Here is a 22,221-nt window from a genome sequence, read left to right as displayed (position 1 = left end):
ATGCGATGCGAGGCGGGCGGGACGCCCGCCCCCCTGGTTGCACTCTTCCGTAAATAAGCCCGGAAGACGGTCTTACATCTTTTCTCCAGGTTACTCAGCCATCTGGGTGGCTCGCGGCCGCTCAAGCCTTCTGTTAGTTTCGAGGGGTTATTCTGGCGACGGCAATGAGTTGTTGGCGCACTCTCTCTCTTTGCGGGAACAAAGACGATGGCCTCGGTGATTTGCACATTGCATCATTCCACACGAGTGCTGTTAGTGCTGGGCGCTTGTAGCGTATTTGCCTCGCCCGCCGCTTCGCAGGTGACTTGGGATGCCGGGGGCGGTCCCGCCGATAAAAGTTGGGGCAATGCCGCGAACTGGAGCGGCAACACGATTCCAATGCCGACCGACCTGGTGGTCTTCAACGATACGGGCGCGTCGAACCTGCCAGGTAGCCCGACCAGCGTGCTCGACATGGCGCGCACGATCGGCGGGCTGTCGATCGCGAATACGGGGAACCATTATCAAACGATCGACCTTGGAACGAACACCTTGCAGGTCAATGGCAACGTCGACATCAATACGAACGTCATCGACTCGACGCTAGTCACGATCAAAAACGGCACGCTCGACCTGGGTAGCCCGACTGCGCTCGTTGATCTTTCGGTCGGACGGGTGACAGTGCAAGGAGGAACCGATGCTACGGCTGCTCTCGATCTCACGGGCGCAATCGTGAACGGTAACATCGGCACGTTGACCGTCGGCGAGAAGATTCTCGGAGGGAACCACGCCGCGATCGGGACTCTCTCGTTAGGTTCGGGCGGTTCACTAAACGTTGGCTCGGCATCGACGTTGGGAAAGATTGTCATCGGCCATAACGCCACCGGTGGTGGCGCCGTGGGCACGGTGGATCTCAGCCAGCAGGCCACCTTCACAGCTAATGTCAGCAGTCTTTTGCTGGGGACTGCCGAGGTGGGGACAGCAACCGGAACCTTATCACTAGCCGCGAACAATACAATCAACTCGACCACGATTCGCGTTGGCTATTCGACGCAGGACGACAATGGCACAAGTGCCCTGCATCTAGGCACAACGAATACGATCACGACCAGCGAGCTAACGATCGGTGGTCGCCAAAGCAGCGGTACGCTCGACATACCCTGGGGCGGTACGTTGAACCTTGGTTCAGCCAGCACGCCCACGAATCTGACGGTTGCCCAGAATGGCGCCGCCACGGGAACCAGTTATCTAGGCACCGCGAATCTTTCCGGCAGCACGTTTAACGCTACGCTCAGCGCGCTTTCGGTCGGGGTGAAGACAGGTGGCGGAAATGGTTCGCAAACCGGTGGCGATACCGGCACTCTCATCGGTGGTAACGCCGGCAACATCATCATCGGTTCGCCAGCCTCGCCAGGGACGATCACCGTAGGGCAAGTTGCCACGGGCGGAGGCGGTTTCGGCACGGTTGATCTCAGCGGCGAAAACAGCTTGGTGGCCAATGTTTCGACATTGCTCGTTGGCACGGCGGCCGGCGGAACCGCGACGGGCACGCTATCTCTGCCCGCCAACAACACGATCAACGCCACGACGGTGCGCGTCGGCTATTCGTCAGCCGGTGACATGCAATCTTCACCCAGTGCGCTGCACTTGGGCTTAAGCAACACGATTAACGCTAGCGAGTTCACGATCGCCGGCCAGCAAAGCAACGCTTCGCTCGACATGCCGATCGGCGGCACGCTCGCTCTTGGGCTCAGCGGTACGCCCACGGCGCTATCGGTTGGCGTGAGCAATGCTGCCACGGCCACCTCGTTTCAAGGAACGATGCAACTGGGCGGAGGGACGTTCAACGCGAATCTCAGTGCGTTGTCCGTCGGCATCAAAGGGGGCGGTGGCAGCGGACCCCAGACGGGCAATGAGACAGGAACGCTCGTCGGCGGCAACGCCGGAAAGGTCGTTATCGGATCGCCTGACGCGCTTGGCTCGATTGCCATTGGTCAGGTCGCCGGTGGCGGGGGCGGCTTTGGCACCGTCGACTTCAGCGGAGAGACCACGCTGCTTGCCAATCTCACTACGCTGAATGTGGGCGTAGCCGCCAGTGGCTCGGCAACGGGTACGCTTTCGCTCGGCTCGTTCAACACGATCAATGCCAATACGATCCGCGTCGGATACTCCACGGGCACCGACAACCAGACACCGGTCAGCACACTGCATTTAGGCATGAGCAATAAGATCACTGCCAACGAATTTACGATCGGCGGACGCCAGTCCAGCGGTTCGCTAGATATACCAGCCGGCGGTACGCTAGCCCTAGTGAGCGGCTCGACACCGGCAAGTCTGAATATCGGCACGAGCGACGTTTCGTCGAACCAGTCCGAATCGGGTTCCATGAAATTGACTGGCGCCACGTTCAACGCCACGCTCGGTTCCTTGTCGGTCGGCGTTAAGACCGGCGGAGGTAATGCCACGGAAACCGGCACGCTGATTGGCGGCAATGCCGGTGGCACCATCGTCGGCTCGCCCAGCGCGCTCGGTACGGTGACGATCGGCCAGAGCAGCGGCGGTGGCAGCGGAACAGGGACTGTCGACCTTAGTGGGCAGACTAGTTTCACGGCGAACTTAAGCCAAATGATCGTCGGCCAGTCCGGCAACGGCACCTTGAAACTGCCTGCGACGAACATAATCGACACGCAGACCCTCGTTGTCGGCGACAACGGCTCGGGCACGCTCGCTTTCGGCAAACTGAACGTGCTGCAGGTCGACAATATGCAGGTCGGCAACAGTTATTCGAACGCCAGCGTCACGGTCGCCGCCGGAGGCACGATCACGATCGGTTCGAACACACGGCCGGCAGATCTTTCGATCGGCAAGGTGGTCATCAATACCAACAGCACCTACAGCGCCACGGTCGATCTCTCGAATTCGAACGTTAATGCCTGGTTCAATAACGTCACGGTCGGTTCGCGAGACACGAGCCTGCCCGGCAACGAGTTGGCACGCCTGTATGGCGGCAACGCCGGCACGATCAACGTCGGAACAACAGGGAATACCGCCAACATGATCGTCGGCGCGGGCGCGAATGCCACGGTCGACGTTTCGCAGATGGACAACTTCAACGCGAACTTGAACCAGATGCAGTTGGGCGCGGGTGCGACGGCCTCGGTCGCTCTGGCTAAATCCACGAACATCAACGCTAGTTCGATCGTCGTCGGCAACAACGGCAACGCTACGCTGACGCTTGGCAAGAATAACACGATCTTGGCCGATAGCTTGCAGGCGGGACTGAATTACGGCAACGGCACGATCCAGTTACCTGTCGGTGGGGTTCTGAATCTCGGCTCGCAAGCCCGCCCCACGACGCTGGTCCTCGGAAGCGGAATTACGAACACCAACAGTACGTATACAGGCACGCTTGATCTGTCAGGGGGGACCGTACACGCGTATCTGGGTAGTGTCACGCTCGGTCAGAAGGACTCGCAACCAGGCGTTCAAAGTGGTGTGCTGTCGATCAGCAATCATGCCGACAATACGATCGTGGCCAACTCGATCGTCCTAGGCGGCGTGAACGCCAGCGGCACGATCAATTATGGTGGCGGCGACTTTACTGCTGCTTCGATCGCCAAGGGGGCGAGTGCCCTCGCTGCTAATTTCAACTGGCAGGGAGGCATGCTGCACGTCGGCACGTTCGGCACGCCGGCGACCCACTTCGACCTGGCCAACATCGGGACAGGCACGCTTGCGCCGGGGAATTCTGCCGGCACCGTGGTTGGCACGACGCAGATCTTCGGCAATTACACCCAGCAAAGCTCCGCCACGATGCAAATCGATCTGGGAGGAACTCAGCCCGGCACGGGCTACGATTCGGTCGCGATCAGCAACGCCGCCAATCTAGCCGGCACTTTGGCCGTGCATTTGATGAATGGCTTTCAGCCGACATTGAACGAAATCTTCACTCCGCTGACGTTCGGGTTGCACGCGGGGAACTTCACGATGTTTACCGGCCTCTACGTGGGGGATCATCTGACGCTCGTACCGGTCATTTCGGCAGGCAACCTGGAACTGATCGCCCGTCCGACGGTCAGTGGCGACATCAACCTGGACGGCATTGTCAACGGACAGGACCTGGCCATGGTCTCGAGCAACTGGCTCACCAACTCGCCGTCAGGTGATGTCAATGGAGACGGTATCGTCAACGGTCAGGACCTGGCCGTGATCTCGGCGAATTGGCTGGCCACCGATCCTGGCAACAGCGCGAGCGCGCTCGTGGCTCCAGTGCCGGAACCGGCGACCTATCTATTAGCGGTCATCGGCGCAGCCGCGATCTTCGTGATGCGGCGCGCAAGGCACGGTTAATCGCGCACCCAGTCGAAGGCGCCTGGCGGTGGGCGGTCCGAGTCGTGCTCGTCGTCATCGTCGTCGTACGCATTTCGATACGGATTGCGCTCGAACTCGCCGCTGTCGTCGTCTTCTTTGCCGCGCGCCGAAATGGCCGGGTAATCGTTAACTCGGGCGCGATGCACGGCCTTCTTGCGCCGTGCCGCGATGATCCAATAACCGATCACGCCCAGTACCAATAGTCCGCCGGCGCCCAGAACAACATACGACAGCGCGACTTCGGCCGGATTGGTGGGGGTGATCATTCGCACCCACTCGACGCGCCCCACGATCATCGGTGCGGCCAGAGGCGCGGCATTCAGCTGGGCGTTGGCCGGTTGGTAGCCTTGCAGCTTGAAGAAGTAGCCATAGACCTTCACCGTCTGCGTGACGTCGGCTTCGATCGGAAAGCCCGGCGGCAGCTCGGGCGTGACCACGACATAAAACCAGCCGCGCCCGGCGGTTGGCCAGCCCCACAGCTCATACAGCCGTTTCACGCCGGCGGGGTTTTCCTTTTCGAGGTCGTACGTCACGACGCGGCGCACCGAGAGCTCGAGCGACAAGAGCTTGCCGCGATATTTGCCCGGGTGCTGACGCAATTGCTGAAAGACGGCTGCCGGCGGGTCACGCTTCTGCAGTTCGGCCAGCGATTGCCTGCCAACCCAAGAAAGCAGTCGCCAATAGGCGGGATTTTCGATCCCCTGGATGGCCAGGCCCCAATCGTTGATGGCCTCGGCCTGCCGGCGAAATTCCACGGCTTCTTCCTGGTCGCGATCGTCGCGACGAGGCGGGGCGGAATCACCGGCCCCGGCTTCGTCCTGCGTGGGGCCCGCCGAGCCAGTCTCGTCCGAAAGTCCGCCATCGGTCGGCGGTAACGATTCGTCGCGCGCCGGTTCACTGGCGCCGGCATGTTCTTCGACGGGATTGTCAGGATCCGCCTGTTGCGCGGCTGGGGCCTCGGCTTTGGTCGCAGCAGTCTCGACCGGATCGGTTGCCGCAGGTTCTTTAGCTTCCTTCACCACCGGTGCAGGCTCGTTCTCTGCTGCAATCGGGCCTGCCACCATCGCGGGCGCGCGCCAGCGGCCGTTGCGATGAACGGTGATGCCGATCACGACCAGCATCAAGATCATGCTCATCAGGCGCAGATTCTGCGCAAACGGTGCAAACACCGAAGTCCGAGCTCGCCGTTGACGTCGCGAAGACATGATTCGTTATGCGGATTTAGCCACCGAGGGCACAGAGATCACGGAGAGCCATTCAGAGCTACTGCGTTGTTTCGTCAGTGTCCCCTCCGTGTACGCAGTCGCCGAACCGTTGCTCGCTTGATTAGCCACCGAGGACACCGGAGTTCACAAGGAATAAAGATCATTTCACAAGGTTCGTGACACCGAAACATTCCCTGCTTATCGCACGCCCCCGCGCCTGTGTGGAATCGAATCCCTCTCTGTGCCCTCTGAGTGCTCTGTGGCCAAGTTGTTTGCCGAAAGGGCACAGAGATCACAGAGAGACCCGTTTGATTCCATCGACCATGCGCGCGCTACCAAAGTTCAATATCAAACCACGCCGAGCAAGCCAGGACCAAGAACACGATGAACTTCAATCGCCGCACCGATAATCCGCTCGGGGACTTCATCGTGCCCCTGGACATCCATCCGACTATCCCAGACCAAATATACCTCTGAGCCCTCCGTGAACTCCGTAGCTGAGCGTCTTGGTGTTTGAATTAACCCACCGAGGACACAGAGTTCACCGAGATAGAAACGAGCCTGGCGAAACTTTGACAAGAGCGTTTGGCCTGATCGCGGGCACGGAAAACAGTGTCGCGCCTTTTGGCAACTACCGGACAACCTCAACCTTGCATCTAGTATTTTTCTCTGAGCCCTCTGTGAACTCTGTGGCAAAATTTCCTATTAATTCATACACCCAACGCAGGGCTATCCCTCTTCGGGCAGTTCAGTGATGCTGAGCTTTGTCAGTTGCTCGCCCGAGGCCAGTTTGACGCGTGAGCAGATGTCGAGGATTCGCACCAGGCTGTCGTAGTGCAGGCCGGAGCCGACTTGCAGGATGACTTGTTCGAAGTTCGCGCCCGGCGCTCCAAGGAGCGTGTTGAGCTGCTGCTCGAATTCGTTGAGATTCGCGCTCGCCGCGCCCTCTTCGATCTGGATCGAGCCGATGCCTCCCTCGGGCGAGGACTTGATCGTGACCATCAGCGTTTCGAGTCGTTCCAGCGGCGCGCCGCCGGGATTCGGTTCGGAGGCCGTGGCGCCGGGCTTGGTCGAAGCCTCGGGCGGCGGCATCCGCAGCGCGATATAGCCTTCGGTCGGGGCCGGCTTGAACGTGAGAATGAAAAACGCCAGCAACTGAAATGCCATGTCCAACATGGCGGCCAGATTCAGCTCGACTTCGCCTTGCACGTGTTTCTTACGGCGCCGCCGCATGTCAGGTCTCTCCGGCAGTCATGGCGCGGTATTGGAACTTGCGAAAGCCTTGCGATTGGCAGGTGCGAATCACGTTGTTCAAGAGTTTGAACGGCGTGGACTTGTCGGCGCGGATCACGACCGTGCGCGGTAGTTCGCCTCCGGGCTCCAGCTCGGGATCGGTTTGCCTTGCTTTGCGCAGGGAGAGTTGGGCTTCCTGCGCGACGTAAGCGTCGACGTTCTTCTCTTCGCCGTAGACGCGCAACCGGCCTTCCTTGTCGATGTTCAATACCATCACGTCACTGTCGTCGCTCTCGGATGGCATGGCCGAGCCGATCACCGGCAGCTCGAGGTTCAGGTCGACGCTGGCCGACTTGAAATTGACCACCAACATGAAAAAGGTGATCAACTGGAACACCATGTCCAGAATCGGCGTCAGGTTCGGCTCGGCACGATTTTCCGAGCTCATGCTGCCGGACATTGGTTAACCCTGCGAGAAAAATGACGAAGGACGAATTGCAAATGTCTAAGTTCGGAGTTGCTTCGGACGACCTTCCACGATGCCATTGCCTCGCGGCATGACGGGTTGCTTCGGTAGATCGTTTATTTCGTGGCCGGTCCTGCGGCCGCGGTGGCGGCGCCTGGCGACGCTTTCCACTGTGCCATGTGGAACAGGCGGCGCAACATCTGCTCGCACAACAGCGTGGTGTTCGAGGAAATCGCCGAGATGCGGTTGCGGAACAACGCGTAGAAGTAAATCGCGGGCACCGACAAGAGCACACCTTCGAATGTCAGCAGCAGCGCTTCGGAAATACCGCCGGCCACTTGCGACGCATCGAGGTGCGTGCCCGAGCGGGCGATCACGCTGAAGCTGGCGATCATCCCTTTCAGCGTTCCCAACAGGCCGATCATCGGCCCCAACGTGCCGAGCACGGCGAGCATGCTGATCATGCGTTCCATTTCCATCGTGATTGCTTCGCTGGTGCGGTCCATGCTTTCGCGCGCCTCGGGCAGGCCATTGGGCAATTCGGAAATGCCTGTCGACAGCGTGCGACCGAAGAACGAATCGCTTTCGCGCAACACCTTGTAGAGCTGGCGAAAGTCGCGCTGCTGGATCAGATCCTCGCTCTGCGCGATCAGCTCCGGCGGGGCGGCGACCTTTTCGCGCAGCTCCATGAACATGCGCACGACCGTGGCGACGAAGTACACGCTGAGGATCAGGATCACGACGCCGATCACGCCCGAGTTCCTGGCCACCCAAATCAGGTAGCTTTCGCCTTGTTCGGGCGCGGCCTGTTCCCCTTCGGCCGCGAATGCAGCGCTAGCGAAGAACGACACCAGCACGAGCGCCACGGCGACGGCAAGCAAGGGGCGCAAACGCCGCAATCGACCGAACCAAGAATGCACGTCTCTTCTCCTGTTTATTGGGTGCCGCGCGCACGGTAGAGTGACGGCGCGGCGTCTGAAACGATTCGGTGCGCCGGCGCATCGACCGGCGGCCTGGCTAACATGCGAGACTTGTGGATATCCCTTTCCAACGCGAATGGTGCTGTTCCTGCCGGGTTGTACGCGGAGAGAGCGCGCTAGCAGAAGGCCGGCTGCGCTTTTTCCTTCGACAAACCCGCCACGGTTCATGCTATCCCCTGATTCCATTGGCTTCAACAGAATCCGCGTGTGCCACGAGGTTTACGACGCGGCTAGCAAACGAATTCGTCAGAATCGGCACAATCGGACCACGGCCGACAACGGGCGTGAAATGAGCGCGATCTACCCCAGAAGGGTCAGGCGGCGCGCATTACTTCGTTGGCGAAAGGTTGCCCGCCGCAGCAACGTCCTGCTGTCGACCGCTGGGTGTACCCGCGCCGCGGTTGTCGCTGTGGACTGTAACGTTTATGATGACCGCGCAAACTCGGGGCTGACGCTCGGCCGCCAAGGACCTCGGATGTCGGCGACATACGGATCACAGGCAGTTCGCGGGACAGTGGTTTGCACAGCGTCGACTTACACAGCGTCGCAGACAGGCAAGCGACGCTTCAACACGGCGAGAGATAACTAGATCCTGGATGGACGTCACTCTCTGGCATTGGCTGGCCTTCGCCGTCTTCGTCTCTGTGCTCCTGGCGCTCGATCTGGGAGTCTTTCATCGCGGGGCCAAGGAAACGAGCCTGGCCGAGGCCGCTCGGGCGACGGCCACCTGGGTCGCGGTCGCGTTGGCGTTTAACGCCTTCATCTGGTACTACGCCGGGCTGCAGCCCGCCACCGAGTTCTTCACCGGCTACCTGGTCGAATGGTCGTTGTCGATGGACAACGTCTTCGTCTTTGCCGTGATCTTCAGTTATTTCAGCGTCCCGATGAAGTACCAGTACCGGGTGCTGTTCTGGGGCATCCTGGGCGCGGTCGTCATGCGGTTGACGTTCGTACTGGTTGGCGGTGAGCTGATCAAGCGTTTCGAGTTCATAACTTACGCTCTGGGGCTGTTCCTGGTCTGGACAGCCATGAAGCTGGCCTTCTCGGACGAAGAGGCCGACCCCGAAAACGGTTGGACCCTGCGACTGTCGCGCCGCTTCCTGCCGATCTCGAAGGAAAACTACGGCGAGAAATTCTTCGTGCGCGAGGCGGGCAAGTTTGCCATCACGCCGTTGTTCCTGGTGTTGATCGTGATCGATGCCACGGACTTTGCGTTTGCCTTCGATAGCGTGCCGGCCATTTTTGCCTTTACCGACGATCCGTTCATCGTTTTTTCGTCGAATGTGTTCGCCATTCTCGGCCTGCGGGCGTTGTACTTCCTGCTGGCGGGCGTGATGGACATGTTCCGCTACTTGAAGTATGGATTGTCGGCGATCCTGCTGTTCGTTGGCCTGAAAATGCTGCTGCACTGGGTGGCCCATCCACCAGAGTGGTACGTCGACCGTTTCGGCAATCCGCCGGAGTGGGCGCAAAAATGGATCGGCAATCCGCCGGCCTGGGCGTCGCTGGTCGTGGTGCTGGGGCTATTGACGGTTTCGATCGGCGCCTCGGTCGTTCACGCCAAGATCGCCGGCCCGCACGACACGCATAAGCCGCACGGCGAAGACGCGGCCAACGAAGCGCAAGAGCGCAACGTCACGAATAGCAGCGTCGAATAGCCGCGGCCGAGTTGCGGCAGCCAAACGTGCGCGTCAAACCCCTCTCCCTCCGGGAGAGGGTAGGGTGAGGGTCGCTCGGGCAATGAACGTGAAGTGCCGAGCGAACGACACGCTCGCGCAGCATCAATCATCTACTGCTTCGCGCTCACAGCCCCGCCCGCGCCAATTATTCCTTGGCGTCGATGACGGTGACGGGTGCGATCTTTTCGAGCCCTGCTTTCAACTGCTCGGCGCTGCCAACGACGACCACCACGGTTTGGTCGGGCCGGACCACGTTCTCGATTAGGTCCATGCAGGCCGGCTCATCGGCCCGGACAACGCTGCGCAGCTCTTGGTCGAAATAGTTCTCCGGCAGGTTGTTGACCGCCAACAGCCACAGCTCGGACGCCATTTGCATCGGCGTCTCGCGGTCCATGGGAAAGCTGCCGACGATGAAGGCTTTCGTCTTACGCAGTTCGTCAGCCGTCGGAGGTTCGCTTTTCAGGCGTTTGATCTCGTCGAAGACGGCCGAGAGTGCTTCGGCCGTCGATTCGGTTTTGCTAAACGTGTGGACGGTAAAGTCGCCGGCGAAGCGCTGGGCGTGGAATCCGCCGTTGGCGCCGTAGGTCAGCCCTCGTTTGACGCGAATCGTTTCGTTCAGTCGGCTGGAGAATGCTCCGCCGAAATAACCATCGATCACGCGGCTGGCAGCGTAGCGCGGATCATGTCGGGTGATGCCCAACTGTCCCGCGTAGATCTGGCTCTGCGTTGCGTCGGGCCGATCGACCAAAACGATGCCGGTCGCTCCGGCTGCCGGCGGGTCGGGGAGCTTGATCTCGGGCTTCTCGCCCTCGGCCTGCCAATTGCCGAACACTTTCTCAGCGAGCGCCACGCCGCGCGCGTCGTCGATATCGCCCGACAGAATTAGCACTGCCGAATCGGGCCGCGCGAATTTCTTCCACCATCCCGACAGATCGGCAATTTCGAGCGCTTCGACATTCTTTACTTCGCCGGTCGCCGTGCGAGCATACGGATGCTCGCCGTACATCTTGCGGCGCAGTTCGCGCCGCGCAATGTAGGCCGGCTCACGTGACGAGACGCGCAGGCCCGTTAGCGCCTGCTTCAGATTGTCATCGAACTCGGGTTCTGGAAACGTCGGCTCGCGCACGACTTCGCCCATCAGTCCGAGCGTTCGTTCCAATTCTTCGGTCAAGCAGTTCGCGTTCACCGAGGACGAGTCCATGCCCCCCGTGCCTGACAGGCTGATGGCGTAGGTCCCCAGCTCGTCGGCCAGTTGTGCTTCGTCATGATGCTTCGTCCCCTTGGTAATCATGTCCAAGGTCATTGAGGCGGTGCCCGGCTTGGTCTCGGTCCACGCGCCCGACAGCAGGCCGAGCGTGGCGCTGACGAACGGCACCTCGTGATTCGGCACGATCAGCAGTTGCAAGCCGTTTTTCAGCTTGTGCGTGGTGTGGGCCAACGGCGGCGGTTCAACATCCAGGGGCGCCGCCAAGGGCGGAGCCGGGAAGAAGCCTTGCGGGCGCGACACGCCGGGCCGGCCTGGACGCGGCGCCTGTGTCTCGGTCTGGGCCGTGATCGGGGCGTCCTCTTCGGGATTCTTCTTCGGGCCGGCCGCCATGCCGCTGGCGGGGATGATCACCTTGATCTGCCGGTCGGGCACAAGATATTTCTTCGCCACGCGCTGCAAGTCATCGATCGTTACGCGGCGCACGTCGGCCAGAATGTCGTTGGCTCGTTCGGGATTGCCCTCGATCACGGCCGCTTCGCCCAGGGCCGAGGCCTTGCCCTCGACGGTCAGCGTTTGCGTGACGATGCTTTTCAAGGCGCGGTTCTTGGCCTTCAACAGTTCATGCTCGCTGATCGGCCCGGTGCGCAGCTTTTCGATTTCCTGATCGAGCGCCTCGATCGCGGCGTCCGGCTTGGCACCGAACGGCGGCACGATGGCCCCGGCGAAGAAAACTCCCTCTTGTTCGAGCGTTTGCGAGATATCGATCGCCGAAACGGCCACTTTCTTATCGACGACCAGCGAGCGATACATCCGGCTGCTGTCATCGCCCACGAGAATGGTCGAGAGCAACTCGAGCGGCACATGATCCGGGTGTGTTTGCGGGACGGTGCGGAACAGCACGCCCACGATCGGCGCCGGCGCGTTATCCTCTTTGATTGTCACGGTGCGGCCGGCCTCGGGCCACGGTTCCTCGATCTTGACGCGAGGAGGATCAGCGCCGCGGGGAATCCAACTGAAATGACGCTTGGCCAATTGCTGCGCCTCGGCATGTTTGACGGCGCCGGCCACGATCAGCGTGGCATTGTTCGGCACGTAATATAGATTCCAGAAATCGCGCAGCTCTTGCACGGCCGCCGAACGCAAATGCGGAATTTTGCCAATCGGCGTCCAGCGATACGGATGCTTTTGAAAAACCTCGGCCATGACTTTTTCCATCACCGTGCCAAATGGCCGGTTCAGGCCCATGCGCCGTTCTTCCTCGACGACTTTGCGCTCGGTATCGAACGAGCCTTGGTCGATCTTTAGGCCGGCCATACGATCCGCTTCGAGCCATAGCGCCAGCTCCAACTGGTGCGCGGCGAGTGTCTCGTGGTAAACGGTCTGATCGAACGAGGTGTAGGCGTTGCATTCACCGCCGGCCTGACGGACCAGGTCCATGTGTTCGGTGGGGCCGAGCCGTTCGGTGCCACGAAACATCATGTGCTCGAACATGTGGGCAAAGCCCTGCCGTTCGGGATTCTCATCCTTCGAGCCAACGTGGTACCAAACCTGCACGTTGACGATCGGGCAAGAGAAATCTTCGAGCGTGATCACGCGCAGACCGTTGTCGAGCTTGATCTCGCGAAAGTCGAACAGCTTCTTTTCGCCCGCCGGTTTGGCGTCCAAGGCTTTGTCCGCGTTGGCCGGTTTTGCCGCCGGGGCGTCTTTGGCCAGGCTGACGGTCGATGGGCATAAGAGCATGGAGAGGCAGAAGACGCTTAAGCAGATCGAGCGCTGATATCGCATTTTGTTTTCCTGAAGCGCGAGCAAGTCGAAACGCAGGACTGGCCGTAGTCTAGCGGCGATTGCCCAAAGCAACCAAGAGGGGATGACGGATGTGAACGCCGGAGTGATGTGAAACGACGACTGCGCGTCCCAAATACCGAGTGTCCCGCACGAATGTGCGAGCCCCGCTAGGCAATACGCACGCGGCGCCGCGCGAGATCATTTTCGGGCGGTTGTCGATCAGGCCAGGATCGGCCGCAGCACGGTGCCGGATACGTCGGTCAGGCGGAAATCACGTCCGGCGTAGCGATAAGTCAGCCGCGTGTGGTCCAAGCCCAACAGGTGCAAAATCGTGGCGTGATAATCGTGGACGTGTACAGGATCTTTGGCGATTTTGGCGCCGTATTCGTCGGTTTCGCCGTAGGACATGCCGCCGCGGACGCCGGCCCCGGCCAGGAAGCAACTAAATGCCTGGGCGTGATGCTCGCGCCCCTTGGTGTTTGGCTTGGCGGTCCAGGGCGTGCGCCCGAACTCTGTGCAACCGACGATCAATGTGGTTTCCAACAAGCCTCGTCGTTTCAGGTCGGCGATCAGCGCTGCTAGCGGCTGATCGACGCGCTGCGCTTTTTTGCGATGGTCCTGCATGTCGCCGTGGGCGTCCCAATTGTCGTGCGAGCCGGTGTCGATCAACTCGACCACGCGCACACCACGCTCGACCATGCGCCGCGCGACCAGGCATTGCCAGGCGAAAGATTTTCGGTCACCCTCGGCGACACCATAGGTATCGAGCGTTTGCCGGTTTTCGCGCGCGACGTCGAAAGCCTCGGGCGCTTCTCGCATCATGCCCTGGGCGACGTCGAAGCTGCTGGCCCGCGCCGTCAGGTTGGCATCTGCTGGCCGTGCGGCCGCGTGCCGCTGGTTCATGTCGCGCAGCATGAGTTGTTCAAGCTCGGCCAATCGCACACTGCGCGCCTGCGGGCGCAAATCCGCGATCGGTTCGTCCCCCGGCACGATCCGCACACCCTGGTAATGCGGTGGCAGAAAGCTGTTGTCCCAGACCTGCGCGCCGGCGTACGGCAGATGCTCGGCCAGCACCATATACGACGACAGATTGCCGTTGTGCGTCCCCAGCGCGTAACTGACCCAGGCGCCCAAGCTGGGCATCGGCACCGTAGCCGAACCGGTATGCATGGCCAGCGTGGCTTGAAAATGCTCGACGATGTCGGTGTGCAGCGTTCGCAGCACGCACAGCTCGTCCGCAATGCCGCCCAAGTGCGGGAACAAATCGCTCAGCATCAGGCCGGACTGGCCGCACGCCTGAAACTTGAAAGGTGAGCCGAGCAGAAACCCGCCGCCATGCTCTTTGCCATGATCTGTGGCGAGTCTTGGCTTCGGATCGAACGTATCGACCTGCGAGTAGCCACCGGTGAGAAAGACGACGATCAACCGCTCGGCCTTGGGCGCAAAATGGGCGCGCCGCGGCGCCAGCGGCCCACCGCCGTTGGTTTCAGCAGCAAGCGCCAACTGCGCACGCAGTGCGCCTGCTCCGGCAGCCAAACCGCTCGCAGCAACCTGGGCCAGAAAGTCACGCCGGTTGATTGAAGGTCGTCGCATCAGTCTTTAATTCCGAAATTAGCCACCGAGGGCACAGAGTTCACAGAGAGGGAAATGCATTGGTTTCTTTTCTGTTCGTACGCATCTTTCTGACAATTGTGTCGCGCTCCGTTATCTCCTCAGTGTCCTCGGTGCTCGCTGTGGCAAAATTTCTTGCATCCTCAATCAACGTACAAAAACTCATTCGACGATAGCAGCACGCGGGCGTATTGCGTCCAGGTTGCTTGCTCTAACTTTTCGTGCTTGCAGCCGGTGATCGCGAGCTCTTGGCGAAATTGATTGATGTAGCCGAGCATCCCGAGTGTTTCGTCGTCGCTTGCCGGCCGCGACAAGGCTTGCAGCGTAGCCGCCTTCACACGCTCGGCCGGGGTCGAGGACTGCGTGATCAGCCTTGTGGCGAACGCCTCGGCCTGGGCCGTGAAGCTTGGGTTGTTCAAGAAGTACAGTGCCTGCAAAGGGACCGTGGCCTCGGTGCGGACACCGGTTGAATAGTTCGTATCTGGTCCGTCGAACAACATCAAATAGGGATGCCGTTGCAGTCGCTGTGTCATCAGATAGACGCTGCGCTTTTGCGAGGGATAGATCGTCTTGAATGGATTGTGCTGCGTCCAATGCCACTCGTTCAACGGTGGAAACGGATGGGCCGTCGGTGGCGATAGATCGAGCGTGCCGGCCACGGTCAGCACCGCGTCACGCAGCGCTTCGGCATCGAGACGCCGCCGATCGAAACGCGCGTAGTATTGATTCGCCGGATCGATGTTCAGCGCATCACCCTTGGGCTGCGACGATGCCTGATAAGTTTGCGACAACATGATCGCGCGGTGCATAGCCTTTACGGACCAGCCACTGGCGACAAACTCGTGCGCCAGCCAGTCGAGCAGTTCAGGATGCGTTGGCGCGGCGCCTCGCAGGCCAAAGTTCGAAGAGGTTGCCACCAATCCCTTGCCGAAATGCCACTGCCAGAGACGATTGACCATCACGCGGGCCGTGAGCGGATTCTGCGGACTGCTAAGCCAGCCGGCTAGTTCCAAGCGGCCGCTTGCGCCCGCGGCAATCGTTAACTCGGTTTCGCCGCGTAAGAACTTCGGTGCGTTGCGCTTTGCGACCGGCCCCGGTTCGCCGGGTTCGCCGCGACGCTGGACCGGCACGTCATGCGGCGTACCTTCGCAGACGGCATACGCGCCAGGCATGTCAGGGGGAAGCCCACTGCGCTGCGCGTCGCGTAGCTCGTCGCGCAGCGTCCTCAGCTTTTTCTCCAGGTCGCGCTTGATCTTCTTATGTTCGTCCTCGAGCTGCTGTAGTTCTTGCTTCCGCTGCGTCTGCTGTTGCTCGTCGGTCGGCACGTCTTTGAGTTGCGCCACGAGCGAGTCGATGTTGGTTTGCAACTTCGCCAGTTCGAGTGTCGCTGGATCGTCTTTCTCGGCTTGTTCGAAGGCACGTCGCAACTCGTTGACGCGCTCGGCGTGGGCCGCGATCTGTGGCGCTGCCTCGGCTGGCGGAGCGAGCGGCATGAAGCCGGTGCGATTCAAGCCCTTCGACTGGTACTCTTCCGAGCCCGCGTAAGCATAGCGCGTGCTATCGAAGATGCCGTACAGCGCGTAATAGTCCTCGGTTGTCACGGGATCGAACTTATGATCGTGGCAACGGGCGCAACGAAGCGTGAGCCCGAGAAATGCCTGACCGACGGTATCGATCGTGTCTTCGAGCGTCAGGTGCCACAGCTCGCCTGGCATGGTGCCATAGCGGCGCGACAGTGCGATGAAACCTGTGCCGATCACGCGCTCGGCATAATGTCTGTCCGGCACGGCCGTGGCCATGATGTCGCCCGCCAGTTGCTCGCGCAAGAACTCGTCGTACGGCTTGTCGGCGTTGAACGAGGCGATCACGAAATCGCGATACTGATGCAGCTCGGGCACGGGATAGTCGGCATTGTCGCCGGCGGTGTCGGCATAGCGTACGACGTCCAGCCAGTGTCGCCCCCAGCGCTCGCCATACCGAGGCGACGCCAACAATCGGTCAACCACGCGGGCGAATGCCTCGGGCGAATCGTCCGTTTCAAACTCCGCGATAACCGCGGGCGATGGTGGCAGCCCGATCAGGTCGAAATAGGCGCGCCGCAGCAAACCGTGTTTTGTCGCGGGCGCGGCAGGCTGCAACTGGTGATCAGCTAATTGCGCGGCGATTAAATGATCGATCGGCGTCGTCGCCCAACCGGTACTGTCCACCGGCGGTTCGACGGCTCGAACCGGTTGAAACGCCCAATGCCGTACCCGATCGAAGGCGGCCGTGTTCGCGACACTCGCAGGCCAGGGAGCCCCGGCGCGAATCCACGTTGCCAGGTCCTCGACCACGGCAGCCGGCAATTGCTCGTCGGGGGGCATGTGCAGATCGTCGCGGTCGTTCGAATCGTTATGGCGAACGGCTCGCAGCAGCAAACTCTCCGGGGCGTTTCCTGGTACGAGCGCTGGACCTCGATCGCCGCCGGATATTAGTGCTTCGCGTGAGTCGACACGCAGACTGCCGGATTGCTTGTCTGCGCCGTGGCATTTCGCGCAGTGCGCCACGAGAACGGGGCGCACATGGGTTTCGAAGAACGATTCGTCGACTCCGGGAACCGCTGCTGCGTCCTCGCCGCGCGCAGCGCTACCGGCCAACAGAAGAGAGATCGCCAGCGCGGGCAAAATCGTGCGCGGCATGCAAATTCGTCCGGCAGGTTGTCATGCGACTGGCGGCGCCCCGCGCGGCGTGCCCGCGGCGTTAGGCTAGCACCAGTCTCGGGCGGGTGGGGACGATCGATAGTTTAGCCGGTCCAGACTATGAAAGCACGTGTGTGGGAAGCCGAACAGGCGGCAATTGCCATGCACCTGGGCCTGTTAGAATGGGCGAATGGCGTTCACTCGACCCCGATTCACGATCCTGCGGTTGTTTCATGCGATGGCGTGGTTTGCCGTGGCGGCATGGCTAGCCAGCTTCGGCATACCGGTCGACTTGCTTAGCATTCCGGCGCTCGCCGGCGCCGCCACAGTTGCGCTGATTGGCGCGGCGGCGATCTGGGGCCGCGCGTGGTTGGCGATCATCTTCGCGCCGACGATCGTGATTTTGCTAATCGCGATATCGATCCGCGTCTTTGCGGGCCCGTAAGGACGGTGTCGTGTCAGAATGACGAAGAGTTTGATGCGCGGATTGCGCAGATTTGAAATACGGCTGATTTTATTCGGATGCAATGAAAGATCAGAGTTTCCTGAAACTTCGCTCGGAGGGCACCATGCGGACCGTACAGTATGCAACCGCAGTCCTGATTGCTTTGCTGCTGATTTGCGACCCGTCGCAATCGACGGCGGATGACAATTTGGTCAAACAAGTTCAGGAGTTACTTCCTGAGGGTTGGTCCGTCGCTATGGACTCGGTAGCAGGCCATGTCGTTCTGAAGGTCATCACGCCAACCATGAGGTTGCGAGGCTCAGCGCGAGCGCAGGGCGAAAGTCGCGTTGACTCGCATTTACAGATTCGGATTCGAGTGTTGCCCAAGTACTCGGATGCCATGCTCGCCGAGATCAGCAGATACAACCAGCCAATTCATGAGAAGCTCAAAACGGTCGACTATTACTCTGACGAACATCGAGCTTTAGATCGGGAGCTAATTGACGAGCCTACATTCGCGGACGATTCATACGGCTATAGGATCGATTTTCCTCCTTATGTACCCGCGCGTGCGGAGGATCAGGTCACGTTGGTCGCCGTGTTTCAGAAAATCGCCGCAAATTGGAACGTTGTCCAACCAACCAAAGACAAAACGGCCATTCTGGAAGATGCGCTGATCGACAAAGGGCATCAATGAGCAGACCTTCATTCAAGTGCATCGCCGACAAGGCGATTATTTGAACCAGAACCGCTCGCCGCGGGCGAAGCGTGCTAGGCCGCGGGCAGTGCTTTCGCTGCGCATGACGCGGTACATGTTGGCCGCTTCGGCTTCGAGCGCGTCTTCCATCGTTAGCGACAGCCCGTGGATTGCTGAGTTCAGGTCGGCGAGCATGGCGTCGCGCGGTTGCCGGCAGATTTGCTCGGCGACGTCGAGCGCGCGGGCCAGGCCGGTACCTTCGGGAACGATTTCCCAGACGAGGCCGATCTCGCGAGCCCGCGCGGCTGAGATGCGTTCGCCTGTAATGATTAGTGGCAGTGCGTTGCCCCAACCCAGTAGTCGTGGCAGATAGACGGTCCCACCGTCGACCAGCGGCACGCCCCACCGCCGGCAGGCGACCGAGAACGTAGCCTGCGGCTCGGCAATGCGAATATGCCCGTGGCAAAAGAGTTCGAGCCCACCGGCGTAGGCGTAGCCCTGCGCCATCGTGATGACCGGCTTGACCTGCACGAGGCGGGTGCCCCCCATCGGGCCGGCACCCTGTTGTTCGAGTTGACCGCGCGAGGCGGTTTCGTCACCGAGCGTCGATAGCTGATCGAGCGCCGTGAGATCGGCCCCCGAACAGAATGATTTGTCTCCGGCGCCATGCAGCACGGCCACGAGCAGCGAATCGTCTTGCTGAAAGCTTTGCCACGCGATGAGCAGTTGCGCGGCCGCGGCGCCGTTCACGCAGTTGTGAACCGCGGCGCGATTGATCGTGATCTGCAGGATGTTTCCTTCGTCGCCCGGCAGGACTCGCGTGACGACTTCGGCCGTTTCGGTGGACTCGGCCATTTTTTGCTACTCCGGCGGTCAGTCCCTAAGACCCTCACCCGACCCTCTTCCGGAGGGAGAGGGACTTTGATATTTCCATTTTGGTGTAGTGCTTTCACTTCCCTGGAAAAGTGTCTTTACTTCGTGGTCCATTCGACCGGTTGGGGTTGCAGGTCGGTGGCAGGCGGGCCGCCGGCGTCCTTGCGGCCGCTTCCCTCGAGCCGGCTGATGGCGCGGACCGTCATGTCGTGGTCGCACAGGATCTGGCAACTGAGGCGCACGCCGCTCAGGCCGCGCGCGGCCAGTACATTCTTTTCGGCCACGGTCATCTTGTCCGGCTCGCCGGCCACGAATTCCACGCGGCAGGTTGTGCAACGGGCGTTGCCGCCGCAGGCGTGCAACTGATCGATGCCGGCATCCTCGGTGAGCGCCAGCACCAGGCGCTTACCTTCGGGGACCGTGAACTCGCCGACTCCTTCGACCGAAAGCTTTGGCATCGCTGGCCTACCTTTTTCGCGGACTGATTTCAGTGAATTCTGTTGCTCGCGCACGCACGGTGCGCTTGCGACGCATTATTCCGGTTGCGGGCTGCAAAGCAACCCGCCTTTGTAGATGGCCTCTATGAGGCCGGTCTTCTTATCTTCACGAAAGGACGTGTTGTGGTCGTTCGGCATGCTTATCCGCCTGTGGCGGAAAAACATGGCACGACGTCGGACGCTGCCCGTCTTTGTGAACTTAGCGCGCGCCGGGGTGGTACTTCACCTTCGAGTGTGCCACGACTTCGTCCCAGTCGAACCAGGCCGGTTTGAATTTTTGCTGCACGTAGAGTTGGGCCTGATCGAAGTAGTGGGGTGAATTCGGGTCGGCACTCTCGCCGAATTGCAGAATCGTGGCGGCTTTAACCTTTTCGTTCTTGCTGAACTCGTACACGCCGACGAAGGAATGCCCGACGACGCCGTATTGCTTTTTGCGTTGCGGCGTAATCGGCGTGTAGTAGGTGTTGAACACTACGCCCAAGGGACCTGGCGCGCCGGGGCAGGCGAGGCTCGATTGCTTGTCGTCGAACGGCACGAGCGCACCCTCGGCGAAGTTGGGGTGCCGCTGCATACGGCTGATGTCTCCCCAGGGGACTTTCCAATCGCCAAATAGCGCCTTGATCTTGGCCGCGGCGATGATCAAAGCTTCGAACCGCTTGGCCTGGCTCTCTTGATATTCCGGCTTCAAGTTTTCGGCCGGATAACCGGTGCCGTATAGCTCTTGATACCAGGCCGCGCACAACGTGGTCTGCGTGGAAGTGGTTGACGAGCGGAAGTCCCAGTCCGCCAGGTGGGCCAACAGCGGTTCGGCCTTGGCGGCCAGTTCCGGATTAGTTTTCTTCAGTATCTCGAGCTCGCGTTTATAACGCGGAATTTCGACCAGTGGCCAGTACAGCGTGGTGTCAAAGGCCAGACGCTGCAAGTCATCGAATGTCGCTCCGTGCAGCTTGCGCAGCAGCATGCGCGACACCTTCGAACGGCGCTTGTCGTCGTTCTGTTCTTCGACCATGTAAGCCGGGAAATCGGTCTGGAAAGGGTTGCCGTCGTCGGTGGCCGCGAACGGAGTGGCGTTGCAGTTCTGCACATAGCCCGACGGTGGATTCAATATCTGCGGCAACTCGTCGAAGGTGTGCAGGCCCTGCCATTCGGTCTTGGGGTTGCTGCCGTCGACGGGCTTGGTCCAGTCGAAGCCGGGGTCGCGGCGCGGAATCGTGCCGTTGTAGACGTAGAAGATATTGCCATCGCGATCGGCATATACCGTGTTGAACATTTGCAGGTTCAGCCCGGACATGGCTTTGCGCCAATCGTCAAAGTTGCGAGCGCGAGTCATGTCGAGCGCTTGCCGCAGGCGGCTACCTTCCATGATCTTCGCGATGCGCACGGCCAGGTAATGCGTATCGTCTTCCTTCGACATGAGCGGGCCGTGGTGCGTCTTGCGAAACGTGCAGTTGCGCGGCTCGACCTTGTCACCGCTGCGGACATTGATCGAAACTTGCCACTGCTCGGCCGTTTTGTAGCCGTCGCCGTAGCGATAGTTAAGCGGGCTCTTGGGGTCGTCGAACGTTTCGCGATAAACGTCGGCAATGTCCGGATTGTTCACTGTGTGGGACCAGCCGAGGTAGTCGTTATGGCCGATCGTGGGGATGGGGCCGCCGAAGAAGGTCGAACCCGAGAAGCTCCATCCTTCGCCGCTGTGAAGGTGCCCTTCATAGAATTGCCCAGCGCCGAACCACGGCTGATGCGGATTAGCGAACAGCATGGTGGTGCCGGACTTGGTCTTCGAGGGACCGATGGCCCAGGCGTTCGAACCCGTGGCTGCACGGATCTGCTCCTGCAGTTTGCGGGTGGCCGCCTTCGGTACGTGTGCCTTACCGTAAATGAAATTCAACAAGGTGAAGCGTTCGAAGGCGATCAAGTTCCACGGTTCGAGCTTCGTGATCAGTCGCGGCTTCACGTCCGGGTGTGTGGCCAGGTAATGATTGAAGCCGGCGGCGTAAGCAGCGCAGATTTTTTGCAGTTTCGGCTCGATGGTCTTGAAATCCTCGCGCGAGCGATTGACGACTTCGTACGAATTGTTGAGCAGATCGCTTTCCAGGCCTGCATCGCCGACCACTTCCGCGTAGCGTCCGAGGCACTGCAGATAAGAATCTTCGACCTGCCAGAAATAGTCCTCGCATTGCGCATAGGCGAAACCGAAGACGACTCCTTCGTCGGTCGCGGCGTCGATATGCGGCACGCCCCACTCGTCGCGATAGATCGTGACGCTTTGGGCCAGGGACGAAGGATCGATTTCATCGGCAACGGCCACGAAGCGCGGCGCGGCCAAAGAGGCGAGGCAAAGCAAGGCAAGCGCCGAACGACGACTATGCATGGCCAAAACTCCTCGAACGATTTATGGGGCGGCAGAAGGGCCGAAAAGCCGCCCATAGCATCGCCCCTGGTTTAGCGTGATGCAAGCAGATTCGATGCCGATCCCCTTGGTGCGGCGCCACTAGCCACGAATGAGGTGAAAGCC

At 60.5% G+C, this 22,221-nt stretch carries 14 protein-coding genes; 4 read left to right on the top strand and 10 right to left on the bottom strand.

Annotated elements, in window-relative coordinates; genetic code table 11:
• Positions 1-207: 207 nt before the first annotated feature.
• Entirely contained in the window at positions 208-4,329 is a 4,122-nt protein-coding gene (locus tag VGN12_25725) for a dockerin type I domain-containing protein (GenBank protein HEY4312876.1), read from the top strand.
• Here the strand turns inward: VGN12_25725 and VGN12_25720 are convergent.
• The 4 genes from VGN12_25720 to VGN12_25705 form a co-directional block, all read right to left on the bottom strand.
• Positions 4,326-5,519: a hypothetical protein gene (locus VGN12_25720; protein HEY4312875.1), complete on the bottom strand. Its 1,194-nt coding sequence runs from the start codon at positions 5,517-5,519 to the stop codon at positions 4,326-4,328. The two genes, VGN12_25725 and VGN12_25720, sit on opposite strands and share 4 nt — an antisense overlap.
• Positions 5,520-6,284: 765 nt before the next feature.
• Complete coding sequence (locus VGN12_25715; GenBank protein ID HEY4312874.1) at positions 6,285-6,788, bottom strand: biopolymer transporter ExbD; 504 nt, start codon at positions 6,786-6,788, stop codon at positions 6,285-6,287.
• Position 6,789: 1 nt separating this feature from the next.
• Positions 6,790-7,248 carry a biopolymer transporter ExbD gene (locus tag VGN12_25710; protein ID HEY4312873.1) on the bottom strand — a complete coding sequence of 153 codons (459 nt, stop codon included), beginning with the start codon at positions 7,246-7,248 and terminating at the stop codon, positions 6,790-6,792.
• A 122-nt stretch (positions 7,249-7,370) separates the two neighbouring features.
• Positions 7,371-8,174, bottom strand: a complete 804-nt coding sequence (locus VGN12_25705) for a MotA/TolQ/ExbB proton channel family protein (protein ID HEY4312872.1) — start codon at positions 8,172-8,174, stop codon at positions 7,371-7,373.
• Between the two features lie 656 nt (positions 8,175-8,830).
• Here VGN12_25705 and VGN12_25700 point away from each other — a divergent pair.
• Positions 8,831-9,892: a TerC family protein gene (locus tag VGN12_25700; GenBank protein ID HEY4312871.1), complete on the top strand. Its 1,062-nt coding sequence runs from the start codon at positions 8,831-8,833 to the stop codon at positions 9,890-9,892.
• A 166-nt stretch (positions 9,893-10,058) separates the two neighbouring features.
• Here the strand turns inward: VGN12_25700 and VGN12_25695 are convergent, their stop codons facing one another.
• The 3 genes from VGN12_25695 to VGN12_25685 all read right to left on the bottom strand — a co-directional run bounded on the left by VGN12_25695 (position 10,059) and on the right by VGN12_25685 (position 17,194).
• Positions 10,059-12,905 (bottom strand): pitrilysin family protein, encoded by a 2,847-nt coding sequence (locus VGN12_25695; GenBank protein ID HEY4312870.1) that lies wholly within the window; start codon positions 12,903-12,905, stop codon positions 10,059-10,061.
• A gap of 219 nt (positions 12,906-13,124) precedes the next feature.
• Positions 13,125-14,498 (bottom strand): DUF1501 domain-containing protein, encoded by a 1,374-nt coding sequence (locus VGN12_25690; GenBank protein ID HEY4312869.1) that lies wholly within the window; start codon positions 14,496-14,498, stop codon positions 13,125-13,127.
• Positions 14,499-14,659: 161 nt separating this feature from the next.
• Positions 14,660-17,194, bottom strand: coding sequence for a DUF1553 domain-containing protein (locus VGN12_25685; protein HEY4312868.1), 2,535 nt, complete (start codon positions 17,192-17,194; stop codon positions 14,660-14,662).
• A gap of 190 nt (positions 17,195-17,384) precedes the next feature.
• Here VGN12_25685 and VGN12_25680 point away from each other — a divergent pair, with 190 nt between their 5' ends.
• Both VGN12_25680 and VGN12_25675 read left to right on the top strand, forming a co-directional pair.
• Positions 17,385-17,639, top strand: coding sequence for a hypothetical protein (locus VGN12_25680; protein ID HEY4312867.1), 255 nt, complete (start codon positions 17,385-17,387; stop codon positions 17,637-17,639).
• Positions 17,640-17,721: 82 nt separating this feature from the next.
• On the top strand, positions 17,722-18,336 hold the full coding sequence (locus VGN12_25675) for a hypothetical protein (GenBank protein HEY4312866.1): 615 nt from the start codon (positions 17,722-17,724) through the stop codon (positions 18,334-18,336).
• Positions 18,337-18,372: 36 nt separating this feature from the next.
• Here the strand turns inward: VGN12_25675 and VGN12_25670 are convergent, their stop codons facing one another.
• The 3 genes from VGN12_25670 to VGN12_25660 form a co-directional block, all read right to left on the bottom strand.
• Entirely contained in the window at positions 18,373-19,191 is an 819-nt protein-coding gene (locus VGN12_25670) for an enoyl-CoA hydratase-related protein (protein ID HEY4312865.1), read from the bottom strand.
• 116 nt (positions 19,192-19,307) lie between these two features.
• A complete protein-coding gene (locus VGN12_25665; protein ID HEY4312864.1) occupies positions 19,308-19,667 on the bottom strand; it encodes a 2Fe-2S iron-sulfur cluster-binding protein in 360 nt (119 codons plus the stop codon).
• Between the two features lie 238 nt (positions 19,668-19,905).
• Positions 19,906-22,077 (bottom strand): penicillin acylase family protein, encoded by a 2,172-nt coding sequence (locus tag VGN12_25660; protein ID HEY4312863.1) that lies wholly within the window; start codon positions 22,075-22,077, stop codon positions 19,906-19,908.
• Positions 22,078-22,221: the final 144 nt, after the last annotated feature.

It is taken from the genome of Pirellulales bacterium (assembly GCA_036499395.1).
Taxonomy (GTDB): Bacteria; Planctomycetota; Planctomycetia; order Pirellulales; family JACPPG01; genus JACPPG01.
This window is presented reverse-complemented; position numbering and strand designations above follow the sequence as displayed.

Bases quoted from the DNA above. Each gene is read 5' to 3' on its own strand.
- VGN12_25725 (HEY4312876.1), top strand. From the start codon at position 208: ATGGCCTCGGTGATTTGCACATTGCATCATTCCACACGAGTGCTGTTA.
- VGN12_25715 (HEY4312874.1), bottom strand. From the start codon at position 6,788: ATGCGGCGGCGCCGTAAGAAACACGTGCAAGGCGAAGTCGAGCTGAAT.
- VGN12_25710 (HEY4312873.1), bottom strand. From the start codon at position 7,248: ATGTCCGGCAGCATGAGCTCGGAAAATCGTGCCGAGCCGAACCTGACG.
- VGN12_25700 (HEY4312871.1), top strand. From the start codon at position 8,831: ATGGACGTCACTCTCTGGCATTGGCTGGCCTTCGCCGTCTTCGTCTCT.
- VGN12_25695 (HEY4312870.1), bottom strand. From the start codon at position 12,905: ATGCGATATCAGCGCTCGATCTGCTTAAGCGTCTTCTGCCTCTCCATG.
- VGN12_25690 (HEY4312869.1), bottom strand. From the start codon at position 14,498: ATGCGACGACCTTCAATCAACCGGCGTGACTTTCTGGCCCAGGTTGCT.
- VGN12_25685 (HEY4312868.1), bottom strand. From the start codon at position 17,194: ATGCCGCGCACGATTTTGCCCGCGCTGGCGATCTCTCTTCTGTTGGCC.
- VGN12_25680 (HEY4312867.1), top strand. From the start codon at position 17,385: ATGGCGTTCACTCGACCCCGATTCACGATCCTGCGGTTGTTTCATGCG.
- VGN12_25675 (HEY4312866.1), top strand. From the start codon at position 17,722: ATGAAAGATCAGAGTTTCCTGAAACTTCGCTCGGAGGGCACCATGCGG.
- VGN12_25670 (HEY4312865.1), bottom strand. From the start codon at position 19,191: ATGGCCGAGTCCACCGAAACGGCCGAAGTCGTCACGCGAGTCCTGCCG.
- VGN12_25665 (HEY4312864.1), bottom strand. From the start codon at position 19,667: ATGCCAAAGCTTTCGGTCGAAGGAGTCGGCGAGTTCACGGTCCCCGAA.
- VGN12_25660 (HEY4312863.1), bottom strand. From the start codon at position 22,077: ATGCATAGTCGTCGTTCGGCGCTTGCCTTGCTTTGCCTCGCCTCTTTG.